This is a genomic window from Giesbergeria anulus (assembly GCF_900111115.1).
Taxonomy (GTDB): domain Bacteria; phylum Pseudomonadota; class Gammaproteobacteria; order Burkholderiales; family Burkholderiaceae_C; genus Simplicispira; species Simplicispira anulus.
In genome coordinates this window covers 379,129-391,265 of the sequence record NZ_FOGD01000002.1, presented here as the reverse complement: position 1 = coordinate 391,265, position 12,137 = coordinate 379,129, and the positions used below count along the sequence as shown (strand labels likewise).

The following is a 12,137-nucleotide window of genomic DNA, read 5'->3' as shown; positions in this document are numbered from 1 at the left end:
AGATGAATACCATGAAAAAAATCCTTCTCTCGTTCATCGCTGCTTTGGGCTTGGTGGCCGGTGCAGCGCATGCATCTGGCGGTGGTATGGCTTGGGACAAGGCACCCAACCGCATCAACGATCAAGGTGCTTTGCAAAATGGTGCCAAGCTATTTGTCAACTATTGCGTCAGCTGCCACTCGGCTGCGTTCATGCGCTACAACCGCTTGAATGACATCGGGCTGAACAATGAGCAGATTAAAGAAAACCTGCTGTTCACCACCGACAAAATCGGTGAAACCATGAAGGCCGCCATTGATCCCAAGCAAGCCAAGGCATGGTTTGGTGCCAATCCGCCCGACCTGACCGTCATCGCTCGTTCGCGTGCTGGTGCTGGTGGTACCGGGTCTGATTATCTCTACACCTTCTTGCGCACCTTCTACCGTGACGAAGCCAAGGCTACGGGCTGGAATAATCTGGCCTTCCCCAACGTGGGTATGCCGCATGCGCTGTGGCAGTTGCAAGGCCAACGCCACGCTGTGTTCGAGCAGCAAGAAAGCCACGGCCAAACTGTGCAGGTGCACAAGGGCTGGGAAACCATTACCCCTGGCACGATGACGCCCGAACAATACGATGAGGCTATCGGTGACTTGGTTGGCTACCTGCAATGGATGGGTGAGCCAGCGCAGAAGAAGCGCGTTAACCTTGGCATTTGGGTGTTGGCCTTCTTGGCCTTGGCCAGTGTGGCTGCTTGGAAGCTCAACGCTGCGTTCTGGAAAGACGTGAAGTAAGCTGTTGTGCCTGCCACGCCACGCCCTAGCGGCGTGGCCGCATCTTTTTCAGAGTGGGCGCACTATGCGTTCCACTCTTTTATTTTTAGGAGTTCCTTGCCATGATGGTGCTTTACTCGGGTACGACCTGCCCCTTTTCCCACCGCTGCCGTTTTGTGTTGTTTGAGAAGGGTATGGATTTTGAAATCCGCGATGTGGACTTGTACAACAAGCCCGAAGACATCAGCGTGATGAATCCTTATGGTCAGGTGCCGATTTTGGTCGAGCGTGACCTGATTTTGTACGAATCGAACATCATCAACGAATACATTGATGAGCGTTTTCCGCATCCCCAACTGATGCCCGGCGACCCGGTAGATCGCGCCCGTGTGCGTTTGTTCTTGCTCAACTTTGAGAAAGAACTGTTCGTTCATGTCAACACGCTGGAGTCTCGTGCCACCAAGGGCAACGAGAAGGCGATGGAAAAGGCCCGCGCCCATATCCGCGACCGCCTGACGCAGTTAGCCCCAGTGTTTTTGAAGAACAAATACATGCTGGGCGAGAGCTTTTCTATGCTGGATGTGGCTATTGCGCCGCTGCTTTGGCGCTTGGACTACTACGGCATTGAAATGAGCAAGAACGCGGCACCGTTGCTCAAGTATGCTGAACGTATCTTCTCGCGCCCAGCTTATATTGAGGCGTTGACGCCCTCAGAAAAAGTCATGCGCAAGTAATTTTCTACCTTCTTCATCCACTGCCACAAGCCCATGAACGCACAGGAACCCACCACCACGCGCCCCTACCTGATCCGTGCCTTGCACGAATGGTGCATTGACAACGGGTTCACGCCTTACGTTGCCGTACGTGTGGACTCTTCTGTCCAAGTGCCGCGCGAGTATGTGAAGGACGGGGAGATTGTGCTCAATGTGGGCTTGGATGCCACCAGTGGGCTCTTGCTGGGCAATGACTACATTGAGTTCAAGGCCCGTTTTGCGGGCAAGGTGCGTGACATCATGGTGCCTGTGGAGCGTGTGGTGGCTATTTACGCGCGTGAGAACGGGCAAGGAATGGCTTTTCCCCACCCAGTCGATGAGGACAGCTCTGAGGCTACAGATGCCTTGGTTTCTATCTCTAAAGCCTTGTCTGAGGCCGATGTGGCCAGCCATCCAGCGGCAGATGCTGATCGCATCATACAACTGGTGTCCACTGATGCGGCGTTGGGGCTGCACGATGATGAGCCACCGCGTCCTCCTACGGGCAGCGGACGCCCTGCGCTCAAGCGTGTGAAATAAAATTGAGTAGTAGATTTTAATGCTATAATTTCAGCTTAGCCGGTTTAGCTCAGTTGGTAGAGCACCCGCCTTGTAAGCGGTAGGTCGTCAGTTCGATTCCGACAATCGGCACCAGCATTCAAAGCCACTTGTTCACTGTGACAAGTGGCTTTTTTGCTTTTGCTATTGATGCGCACACCGACTAAAAACAAAACGCTCTGATGGCAGACCTCGATACAACACAAAAAGACCCTATTGCCAGTTGAGCAAATGGACGCGGCCGGAATTGAACTCTCCTATGAGAATGGCCTAAAAATGGCAAAATTACCGTAAAAAAGAAAAGTATCTCCTGAGTGTGTGTGCTTTGATAGCTATGGTTTTTGTAGTGGTGTCACATGCGGGATTTTTCCCCGTGGCATAGCAGGGAAAATTTCCAGCTACCTTGCTGGGGTCTGTTGCATGCATGCTACAGCGGACAGCAGCGCCAGCACCTAGCACGCAGCACGCTCGAAGCAGGAATTCCTGCTTCGGTGTCCGGTGTAGGGTATGGCTCAAAAGTGAACCATCTCCAGCCAGCACCACATTGGCTGATGTTTAGCCAATTCGATAACCATGCGCTCAGAGCGTATGATTTCATTAACGCCGGTCGCTTGGCTTGAGGTAATGGTGGCACTCGTGCCGCCCAAGGGCAATTAGAGTCTCCTCGCTTCTTGCAATGACTGGCGTTTTTCGTTGTCGTCGAGTTGAGCAAGCAGGTAGGCGACAAAGCACGTTACCCAAATTCTGGGTGACGCCGCAACTTGAGTCTCCTGTTGATCTTCATCATCGGCGCCATAGTTCTCCAAGCTCTAATCTGGCGAAGGCTTCGGGTGCAAACCGCTCCAAACTTCTGTGCGGCGCTTGGATTGGCCGGTCAGTGCCGCAGTGACTCTGCAAAAATTTTGCAAGGTTGGCTCTCACTGCCACCGATGGTAGAAGTCAAAGTTCAGCGTCATCGGATACATTGGAGCAGAGGACTTTGAAACATCGTCGTGGGTACTAGATGCAGGTTCCGCGAAGTTCGCGACAGCAGCGGGATCAAGGCACCTCCCAGATTTTCTTGTGGCGGGCTATGTGGTGCGCGTGTTGGGCCAGGCCATTGCACAGCCGGTTTGCAAACCAAGCTGGCGCCTCCTCACAAAGAGTCAATCTGTCAACCGATCCTCAAGCGTCCGGTACATCCACCGTCGCCACCATGGTAGTTTAGCTATGTACTCTCTGCTTTCGCGGGCCATTCTCTCACCAAGTGCGCGGGAAGCCTCGGGGTTCAGCCCGAGGTTGAGAGCGCGGATGCCGTAAGCATCCTCATGGGTGTTTGCTACTCTTGGATGTCCAATTGATAATGCACAGCATGGACTGCACCAAAACCCTGCGCCTACGCATCAAAGACAAACTTGTTGGGTTGGTTGCTGCCTGCATACTGGCTAATTTCCGGCTACCCCTTGGGCGTGCTGCGTTTTGCTGCATCTGGGCTGTTGCGTTCTGGTGCGCTTGGGCTAGACCACCGCTTGGCGGTTAGAGCAAACCCACTTTGGTTAACGCCTTAAATTGCGTTAACCATGGCGCTAACCTGCTCAGCACTAACCAAAGTACGCGCTCAGAAATAGCGCTTTCCGTGCGTACCGTGGCCTTGCGTAGCATCATCATCCCCGAGTCTTGGTGCATCAGCGCCAAACCACCAGGATTCCAGTGGTTACAGATTGAATAGCGGTTTTGCTGCGCACCAGCTCAAAAAGTGCTGTTTGGCTGGTAACTGACTTGGTAACCATCCTTCAAATGCGCTTTTCTATGGATTGCGAATTGTATACCTTGCCCTTGGATACTACGCAAACGCTTGTATTCATTCATGCTATTTAATAAATAGCGCCGGGCTGGCAATCCCGGCCAAGATGCGGGAAATTTCTCCCACACCTCCATCCACACCCAGCGCCAGCAACCATTGTCGTTATGAATATGCTTGCCGTACGTAGTGCATCTGCGTGGTCATCACGACCACAGTGGCCGGGCTGATAGTGTGAATCGTTAGGCCCCTTAGCCCCTACGCTTTTCTACCTGCTTGCGGCTGTGGCGCTCGTTAAGGCGCTGTGCAAGGCGGGCAATCTGCGCCCCCTGCACTGCCAGTTGGGATAGCGCTGCTGACTCGGCTGCCATCTGCATCGCCTCGGCCATCACTCCCCCCAGCATCCGCACCAGCGTCTTGTGCTCTAGTGGCATCAGTGTTAGCACGTTGCCGCCCGCTTCAATTTTGACTGCGCCATCAGCTAATCATGTGTGTTTGATCGGGTGCGGCGGCTGGTGTTGCGCCACAGGAGCGTACAGGCCACGGGCTGGGTGCGTTTGGCCGAAGTGCTTTTGAGCCATGCCAGTGCCACCGCTTCAAAGGTGTTCTGTGCAGCGCTGGCGCTGGTGGCCTTGGCTTCGCGCTTGGCGGTGCTGGGGTCAACGCCTTGGGCCAATTGGGCCTTGGCATCATCGCGGGCTTTGCGGGCCTGTGCCAGCGAGACAGCAGGATAGACACCAATGGACAGGGTTTTGCGCTTGCCGTGGATGGCGTAGTCCATGCGCCAGTATTTGCCCGCTGCTTTGACGTGCAGGAACATCCCCCCACCATCGCTGTGTTTATCGCCCGCCGGTTTGCCGCTGTGCTTGGTGCTGTTCTTGATGAAGGTGTCGTTTAGTGCCACGGTCTGCGCTCCTTACGGTATCTGAAAGCGCGGTATCTACCGGGTACCGTAATAAGTACCGTAAAAATACCGCGATGTCATGGTGCCCTGTGAAGTGACGTGAAGCAACAGAAAAGCCCCTGTACCTATGAGGTAAGGGGCTTTTGAAGTGGCCTGACATAGCCTGATATTGTCATTTGGTGCCCGGGGCCGGAATCGAACCGGCACTCCTTTCGGAACAGGATTTTGAGTCCAGCGCGTCTACCAATTTCACCACCCGGGCGGGTAATTTGTCTAGGACTGAATTATGGCACATTTATGCCCATGAAAAAATATCCAACCATTGAAGATGCTGTCGGCCACACCCCGCTGGTGGCCTTGCAGCGCATTGCCGCACAGGCTAACGCAGAGCGTGGCAATGTTGTACTGGGAAAACTAGAGGGCAACAACCCCGCTGGTTCGGTGAAAGACCGGCCAGCGCTGTCCATGATTCGCCGCGCTGAAGAGCGTGGCACGATCAAGCCCGGCGATACCCTGATCGAGGCTACTTCCGGCAACACGGGTATTGCCTTGGCGATGGCAGCGGCCATCAAGGGCTACCGCATGGTGCTCATCATGCCTGAAGACTTGTCCATTGAGCGCGCCCAAACCATGAAGGCTTTTGGTGCTGAGCTGGTGCTGACACCTAAAAGCGGCGGCATGGAGTACGCCCGTGACTTAGCCAACAGCATGGTGCAGCAAGGCAAAGGGGTGGTGTTGGATCAATTTGCCAATGCCGACAATCCACGCATCCACTACGAAACCACCGGCCCCGAATTGTGGGAGCAGACAGCAGGGCAGATCACGCATTTTGTCTCCGCTATGGGTACCACCGGTACCATCACCGGCGTATCGCGCTTTTTGAAAGAAAAAAATCCTGCCATCCAGATCATTGGTGCGCAGCCGCAAGAGGGCTCGCGCATTCCGGGTATCCGCAAGTGGCCGCAGGCGTATTTGCCCGCCATTTACGAACCGTCTGCGGTGGATGAGCTGCTCTTGGTCAGCCAAGAGGATGCCGAAGAAATGTGCCGCCGCTTGGCCCGCGAAGAAGGTATTTTTGCGGGTATTTCTGCCGCTGGGGCCTGCTGGGTGGCACAACAAATCGCCGCCCGCGAGCGCGATGCCACGATTGTTTTTGTGGTTTGTGACCGGGGCGACCGCTATCTTTCTACCGGGGTTTTTCCTGCTTAACGCAGAAGGTATTGCAGATGCTGACGAATAAAGAAGTTGACGCGCGTGGCCTCAATTGCCCGCTTCCGATTCTCAAAGCCAAAAAGGCACTGGCCGACATGGAAAGTGGCCAGCTCCTGAAGGTGCGTGCCACCGACACCGGCTCTTTGCGCGACTTCAAAGCCTTTGCCAAACAAACGGGCAATGAGCTGGTCGAGCAAGAGACGGTGGGGGATGAGTTCATCCACGTTCTGCGCCGCCGCTAGGCACCCTCCACCTAGCGTGCTCGATGCGCTCAATGCGCTGGTCTTGCACGCGCTGCAATTGCGCTGCGCTGATGCGTTCGGGCACCAGTTCCACCAAGGGCAGCAGCACAAAGGCGCGCTCGTAAATGCGCGGGTGCGGCACAGTAAGGGTGTTTGTGCTGATGTGCTGCTTGCCAAACCACAGAATGTCCAAGTCCAGCGTGCGTGGGGCGTTGCGGTAGGGGCGCTCGCGCCCTGCGGCCTGTTCTAGGGCCTGTAGGGCCTCTAGCAGGGCTTGTGGTGCCAGGGTAGTGGCTACTTGGGCCACTGCATTGACATAGTCGGGGCCGCTGGCATCAATCGGGGCGCTGCGGTACAGCGACGAGATGCGCTGCACTTGCAGGCCGGGCCGGGTGTGCAGTTGTTCTAAGGCCCAACCCAGCGTCGTTACCGCGTCACCGAGGTTGGCCCCTAGGCCCAGCCATGCTGGGGTGGCTTCAGGGGCGGTCATGGTTCGATAGGGCCAGCCGGGGCACCGTCTGTGCTGCCGGGCTTGCGTTTGCGCCGACGGCGCTTCTTGGCGGGTGCTGTATCGCTGGCGGCATCGCCGGCAGGGGCTGGCCCGGTGGCTGCCGTTTCTGCTGTCGTGGTGGCGTTGGTTTTGGGGATGCGGCGCACCACGGGTTGTTTGGCGCGTTGTAAGGCTTTTTGCTCTTCGCGGGCTTGCTCTAGCAGGTCGTAGCGCCGCTGCTCGTCGGCGGTGCTGTACTCTTGCCACCATTCAGCCAAGGCTTCATCGACCTCGCCCACTTCAGCACGCAGCCAAAGAAAATCAAACCCGGCGCGAAAACGCAATTGCGTCACCATGCTGTCGGGCACGCGGCCTGTGCGCCGTTCAAAGCGCGGCTGCATGATCCAAATCTCGCGCATATCACCAGCCAGTTTGCCCCGGCCTGAAATATCACCAATGCGCAGGTTGAGGGTGTCGTCAATGGCCTCGTACAAGGCGGGCAGAGACAACTCACCTGCCTGCAAGCGCCGGTTCCAGTTGTTGCGCACATCTTCCCAAAGTACGCAAGCCAGCAAGAAGCTGGGGGCCACGGGCTTGCCTTCACGCACGCGCCGGTCGGTGTCAGTGAGGGCGGCATGGACAAAATCGGTATCGGCGCGCTCTACCACCACATCTAGCAAGGGATAAATGCCGTGCGCCAGCCCCAGTTTGTGCAACTGCTCAATGGTGGCTAAGGCATGGCCGGTTTGCAGCAGCTTGAGCACTTCATCAAACATGCGGCTTTGGGGCACGTCAGCCAGGAGTTGCTGCGATTGCACCAACGGGGCAGCGGTTTTGAGTTCTAGGGCAAAACCTAAATCACTGAGCTTGGCAGCAAAGCGCACGGCCCGGATGATGCGCACCGGGTCTTCGCGGTAGCGCGTAGCCGGGTCGCCAATCATGCGCAGTAGTTTCTTTTTGGCGTCGTCAATGCCGTGGTGGTAATCGACCAGAATTTGGGTTTCGGGGTCGTAATACATGGCGTTGAGGGTGAAGTCGCGTCGCGTGGCGTCTTCATCCTGCGGCCCCCAAACGTTGTCGCGCAGCACGCGGCCACTGGCATCGACGGCGTGCTGCATTCCGGCCAGCGCCCGGCGGCTGGTTTTCTCGTTGCCGCTGACTTGTTCTGCGGCGCTGTTGTCCAAAAAGGCGCGGAAGGTCGAGACTTCAATTACGTCGCTTTCTTTGCCGTGGCCGTACACGACATGGACGATGCGAAAACGCTTGCCAATAATGAAAGCACGGTGGAACAGCCCTCTGACCTCTTCGGGCGTGGCATCGGTGGCGATATCAAAGTCTTTGGGTTTGAGGCCCAGCAGCAAATCGCGCACGGCACCACCGACGATATAGGCTTCAAAGCCAGCATCTTTGAGCACGCGCACCACATCAGCAGCGCGTTCGTCCACCAGTGCAGGGTCAATCCCATGCACTTCGGGCGGCACGTCCACCCGTTGGCCAAACCGGGGTGCGGCCCGGCGGGCGCCAGGGTTGGCCTTGGCGATGAGTTTGTCGATAAATTTTTTAATCATGGTTGGGCCGTAAACAGGTCAAGGGTGCGCCAGCCGCGTTCCTGCGCCAAGGCGCGCAGGCGGGCATCGGGGTTGGTCGCCACAGGCGCATTCACCTGTTCCAGCAGGGGGATGTCGTTGGTGGAATCGCTATAGAAGGTGCTGTACACATCGTCCCAGCCCAGCTGTTGTGCCGCCAGCCATTGGGCCATGCGGCGCACTTTGCCTTCGCGCATGTTGGGCTCGCCCCGGATTTCTCCGGTAAACCAGCCATCGGCACCGCGTTCGAGGTCGGTGGCCAAAATCTCTGGTACGCCCAATGCTTGGGCAATCGGGCGGGTAACAAATTCGTTGGTGGCGGTGATGATGATGACTCGGTCGCCTGCCTGCTGGTGCTGGCGCAGCAGTTCTAGGGCCGCCGGACGAATAGCTGGTGCAATCACTTCCTGCATAAAGCGGGCATGGGCCGCTTCTGCCGCTTGCGGGCCTTGGCGGCGCACGGCCTCGGTGGCAAAGCGCACATAGTCGTGGATGTCCAGAGTGCCCGCTTGGTAGTGGGCGTAGAACTCCGCGTTGCGGCGGCTAAATTCTTGCGGGTCCGTCCAGCCGATACGGGTGGTGAATTCGCCCCATTCGTAATCAGAATCAAGGGGTAGCAGGGTATGGTCCAGATCAAACAGGGCCAGCCGGGGGCGCGATGCCGGGGAATCAAGGGTCATGCGGTTCGAAGCAGAGAGAAAATAGAAAAAATGGACTGGCTCGTCATTCGGTGTCGAGCATGTCCTTGAGCAGCGGGATGGTGATGGCCCGCTGGGTGCGCAGGGCGTGGTGGTCTAACTTGTCTAGCAGTTGCATCAGGCTGCCCAAGTCGCGCGAGAAGCGCCGCAGCATGTAGTCCACCACATCGCCCCCCAGCGTCACGCCGCGTGCTTCGGCCTGCTGGCGCAGCACCAAGCGCCGTTCGGCTTCGTCTAGCAGGTGCAACTGGAACACATCGCCCCAGCCCAAACGGCTGCGCAAATCAGCGCGCAGGGGCAAGTCTGATGGTGGCAGGTTGCCAGCGGCCAGCACCCAGCGCGGCACGCCGTTGGCTGGGCTCATGGCGTTGATAAACCAGTTAAAGGCTACAGCCTGTTGCGAGGTGCTGTAGAGGTGTACGTCGTCTAGGATGACCGCTGTCCAGCGCTCATCAAAAGCCGGGGCATATTTGCTGCGGGCATCGCGCCAGCCTACGCTGGCCCCGTGCTCACGCAGGGCTTCACGCACGGCTTTGAGCAAATGGGATTTGCCACTGCCGGGCTCGCCCCAGAGGTACGTAGGCACGGGCGAATGGGCATCGCTGGCGCTGCTATGCACCGATTGCAGCAGGTGCTCTAGGGCCGCTGCATTGGGGCCGGGAAAAAAGCGCTCTAGCGTGGGCATGGGCGCTAAACCGATGTCCAAGGCAAGCTGCTTCATGGCTGTAGCCCCGGCACAGGCGGGATGGCACATGAAAGGGTAGCAAATCGTGGCATGGATCAGCGGGCAAAGTGACGAGAGCAGTGTAGCGGCCAGCAAAGCTGACAGCCTGTGGTGGGCGGCGGTTGCAGGCTGGCTAGTGCTGTTGACCGCACGCCCCTTAGGGCAACTTTGGACAGCGCTGCACGCGTAGCCCGTAGAATCTGCGCAAATTTTAGTCTGTTAGCACGCTGATCCGTGCCACGCCCGCCATGAGCTCCTCTGCACTCCATCCTACTCCCCTTTCCTACAAAGATGCTGGCGTCGATATTGACGCTGGCGACGCGCTGGTCGAGCGCATCAAGCCACTGGCCAAAAAGACCATGCGCGAGGGCGTGCTGGCCGGTATTGGTGGCTTTGGCGCTCTGTTTGAAGTGCCCAAGCGCTACCAAGAACCAGTGTTGGTGTCGGGTACCGATGGCGTCGGTACCAAGCTCAAGCTGGCCTTTGAGTGGAACATGCACGATACCGTGGGCATCGATTTGGTGGCCATGAGCGTCAATGATGTGCTGGTGCAAGGTGCCGAGCCTTTGTTCTTTTTGGATTATTTTGCCTGTGGCAAGTTGGATGTAGATACCGCCGCTGCGGTCGTTGGTGGCATTGCCAAGGGCTGCGAGCTGTCGGGTTGCGCCCTGATTGGTGGCGAAACCGCCGAGATGCCCGGCATGTACCCGCCTGGTGAGTACGATTTGGCCGGTTTTGCGGTGGGTGCCGTAGAAAAATTAAAGATTTTGACGGGTCAGAGCGTGCAGCCCGGCGATGTGGTGTTGGGGCTGGCCTCCAGCGGCGTGCATTCCAACGGTTTCAGTTTGGTGCGCAAGTGCATTGAACGTGCCGGGGCCAATGCCCCTGCCACTTTGGATGGCAAGCCGTTCAAGCAGGCCATCATGGAACCCACCCGCCTGTATGTGAAAAACGTGCTGGCAGCATTGGCACAACACCCCATCAAGGCGCTGGCCCACATCACGGGTGGCGGTCTGCTCGAAAACATTCCCCGTGTGCTGCCCGAAGGCACCGCAGCGCACCTGCAAAAGGGCAGTTGGCCTCAAACCGAGTTGTTTGCTTGGTTGCAGGCCACGGCGGGCATTGACGATATCGAGATGAACCGCACCTTCAACAATGGCATTGGCATGGTGGTGGTGGTGGCGGCAGAACAGGCCGAGGCTACTGCCGCTACCTTGCGCGCTGCGGGCGAGCAGGTCTTTACCATCGGTGCTATCGCGCCGCGTGGTGAAGGCGCTGCCGTGGTTGTGCGCTAATTTAGGGCTTATTCACCCCTTATGGAATGGCCGCCACCCACGGCTGCGCACTCTGCTGCGCCGCCCCCTGTTCCGGCCTTAGTGTCCTCTGCCGACACAGCGCCTCCTTTTGCTGCACAACAAGGCAGCCCGCCGGGGGTGGTGCTCAGTAGCTATCTGCTGATGGCGGCAGCCTTGCTGCTCATCATGTGGCGTGGCCTATTGCCGGGGCTGTTGTGTGTTTGCCTTGGGTTTTTGCTCACCCGCTGGCTGGCCCCGCGTTTTGCCCTGTTGGCCCGCCCTGTGCCGGGGCGCACCGGTGTGCCCCGCTGGGCACAGGTGCTGGCGGCGGCACTGGTGATGTTGTCACCGCTGGCCTTGCTGGGGCTTGGGTTATCACACTCACGCGGTTATCTGGTCGAAGCCCCGCAGCAGTACCGTGAACTGCTCGATTACATGGCACGCACCGTACTGGAGTTGCGCGAAAAGTTGCCCCACGATATGGCTGAACAGTTGCCCGCTGGGGCGCAGGAAATCCAACGGGCGATTGCCAGCTATTTGGGGGCTAAAGCAGGGGCACTGGCGCTGGCTGGGCGGGTTTGGTTGAGCGGTTTGCTGTTTGCCTATGTGGGGATGTTGATTGGTGCTTTGGCGGCGGTGCGCCACATTCATGGCGTGCGAGGCCCTTTGGCCCAAGAGCTGGTGTTGCGCATTGCCCTGTTTGGCGATGCGTTTAGGCAGATTGTGGCGGCACAGTTCTGGATTGCCGCCTTTAACACCTTGCTGACGGCTATTTTCTTGCTGGTGGTGTTGCCACTTTGGGATATGGCATTGCCCTATACCCCAGTGTTGATCACCATCACTTTTATCGCCGGGCTAGTACCGATTGTGGGCAATTTGCTTTGCAACGCCATTATCACTGTGGTGGGCTTGTCGGTCTCGCCTGTGGCAGCTTTGGCTTGTTTGGGCTTTTTGGTGTTGATTCACAAGGCCGAATACGTGATTAACGCCAAGGTGGTGGGCCAACGCACCCACATGGGTGTTTGGGAGCTCTTGAGCGTGATGTTTGTTGCCGAGGCGGTGTTTGGCCCGGCAGGGTTGGTGGCTGCCCCCTTGTTTTATGCCTATCTGAAAAAAGAATTGAGCACCGCCAGACTGGTTTAGCAAA

At 57.5% G+C, this 12,137-nt stretch carries 13 protein-coding genes, 2 tRNA genes and 1 pseudogene; 9 read left to right on the top strand and 7 right to left on the bottom strand.

What is annotated here, in order from left to right; genetic code table 11:
- Positions 1 to 2: 2 nt before the first annotated feature.
- The 4 genes and pseudogenes from BMX55_RS05710 to BMX55_RS05695 all read left to right on the top strand — a co-directional run.
- Positions 3 to 749, top strand: a pseudogene (locus BMX55_RS05710) (cytochrome c1); the annotation flags it as partial.
- Positions 750 to 871: 122 nt separating this feature from the next.
- Positions 872 to 1,483 carry a glutathione S-transferase N-terminal domain-containing protein gene (locus tag BMX55_RS05705; protein ID WP_091454191.1) on the top strand — a complete coding sequence of 204 codons (612 nt, stop codon included), beginning with the start codon at positions 872 to 874 and terminating at the stop codon, positions 1,481 to 1,483.
- 33 nt (positions 1,484 to 1,516) lie between these two features.
- Positions 1,517 to 2,041, top strand: coding sequence for a ClpXP protease specificity-enhancing factor (locus BMX55_RS05700; RefSeq protein WP_091454187.1), 525 nt, complete (start codon positions 1,517 to 1,519; stop codon positions 2,039 to 2,041).
- 38 nt (positions 2,042 to 2,079) lie between these two features.
- Positions 2,080 to 2,155: transfer RNA gene (locus BMX55_RS05695), tRNA-Thr, on the top strand.
- A gap of 1,935 nt (positions 2,156 to 4,090) precedes the next feature.
- Here the strand turns inward: BMX55_RS05695 and BMX55_RS05690 are convergent.
- The 3 genes from BMX55_RS05690 to BMX55_RS05680 all read right to left on the bottom strand — a co-directional run bounded on the left by BMX55_RS05690 (position 4,091) and on the right by BMX55_RS05680 (position 5,005).
- Positions 4,091 to 4,285, bottom strand: coding sequence for a hypothetical protein (locus BMX55_RS05690; RefSeq protein ID WP_143059580.1), 195 nt, complete (start codon positions 4,283 to 4,285; stop codon positions 4,091 to 4,093).
- 35 nt (positions 4,286 to 4,320) lie between these two features.
- On the bottom strand, positions 4,321 to 4,743 hold the full coding sequence (locus BMX55_RS05685) for an Arm DNA-binding domain-containing protein (protein ID WP_091454181.1): 423 nt from the start codon (positions 4,741 to 4,743) through the stop codon (positions 4,321 to 4,323).
- A 177-nt stretch (positions 4,744 to 4,920) separates the two neighbouring features.
- Positions 4,921 to 5,005, bottom strand: a tRNA-Leu gene (locus tag BMX55_RS05680).
- A 41-nt stretch (positions 5,006 to 5,046) separates the two neighbouring features.
- On the opposite strand from BMX55_RS05680, the gene cysM reads away from it, so the two are divergent.
- The gene (gene cysM / locus BMX55_RS05675) at positions 5,047 to 5,952 is read left to right on the top strand and encodes a cysteine synthase CysM (protein ID WP_091454178.1); all 906 of its coding nucleotides are present in this window, start codon (positions 5,047 to 5,049) and stop codon (positions 5,950 to 5,952) included.
- Between the two features lie 17 nt (positions 5,953 to 5,969).
- Positions 5,970 to 6,197, top strand: a complete 228-nt coding sequence (locus tag BMX55_RS05670; protein WP_091454174.1) for a sulfurtransferase TusA family protein — start codon at positions 5,970 to 5,972, stop codon at positions 6,195 to 6,197.
- Here the strand turns inward: BMX55_RS05670 and folK are convergent.
- The 4 genes from folK to hda are packed head-to-tail and all read right to left on the bottom strand — an operon-like array spanning position 6,172 to position 9,692.
- Positions 6,172 to 6,687 (bottom strand): 2-amino-4-hydroxy-6-hydroxymethyldihydropteridine diphosphokinase, encoded by a 516-nt coding sequence (gene folK / locus BMX55_RS05665; protein ID WP_091454171.1) that lies wholly within the window; start codon positions 6,685 to 6,687, stop codon positions 6,172 to 6,174. The two genes, BMX55_RS05670 and folK, sit on opposite strands and share 26 nt — an antisense overlap.
- The gene (pcnB, locus tag BMX55_RS05660) at positions 6,684 to 8,255 is read right to left on the bottom strand and encodes a polynucleotide adenylyltransferase PcnB (protein WP_091454168.1); all 1,572 of its coding nucleotides are present in this window, start codon (positions 8,253 to 8,255) and stop codon (positions 6,684 to 6,686) included. Before pcnB ends, folK begins: the two co-directional genes overlap by 4 nt.
- Positions 8,252 to 8,953: a histidinol-phosphatase gene (locus BMX55_RS05655; protein ID WP_091454166.1), complete on the bottom strand. Its 702-nt coding sequence runs from the start codon at positions 8,951 to 8,953 to the stop codon at positions 8,252 to 8,254. The genes pcnB and BMX55_RS05655 overlap by 4 nt, the downstream gene beginning before the upstream one ends.
- A gap of 43 nt (positions 8,954 to 8,996) precedes the next feature.
- Entirely contained in the window at positions 8,997 to 9,692 is a 696-nt protein-coding gene (hda, locus tag BMX55_RS05650) for a DnaA regulatory inactivator Hda (RefSeq protein WP_091454164.1), read from the bottom strand.
- A gap of 49 nt (positions 9,693 to 9,741) precedes the next feature.
- Here hda and BMX55_RS16550 point away from each other — a divergent pair, with 49 nt between their 5' ends.
- The 3 genes from BMX55_RS16550 to BMX55_RS05640 all read left to right on the top strand — a co-directional run bounded on the left by BMX55_RS16550 (position 9,742) and on the right by BMX55_RS05640 (position 12,133).
- A complete protein-coding gene (locus BMX55_RS16550; protein ID WP_218144460.1) occupies positions 9,742 to 9,885 on the top strand; it encodes a hypothetical protein in 144 nt (47 codons plus the stop codon).
- A gap of 58 nt (positions 9,886 to 9,943) precedes the next feature.
- Positions 9,944 to 10,990 (top strand): phosphoribosylformylglycinamidine cyclo-ligase, encoded by a 1,047-nt coding sequence (purM, locus tag BMX55_RS05645; protein WP_091454161.1) that lies wholly within the window; start codon positions 9,944 to 9,946, stop codon positions 10,988 to 10,990.
- Between the two features lie 81 nt (positions 10,991 to 11,071).
- Entirely contained in the window at positions 11,072 to 12,133 is a 1,062-nt protein-coding gene (locus BMX55_RS05640; RefSeq protein WP_425432047.1) for an AI-2E family transporter, read from the top strand.
- The last annotated feature ends 4 nt before the right edge of the window (positions 12,134 to 12,137 follow it).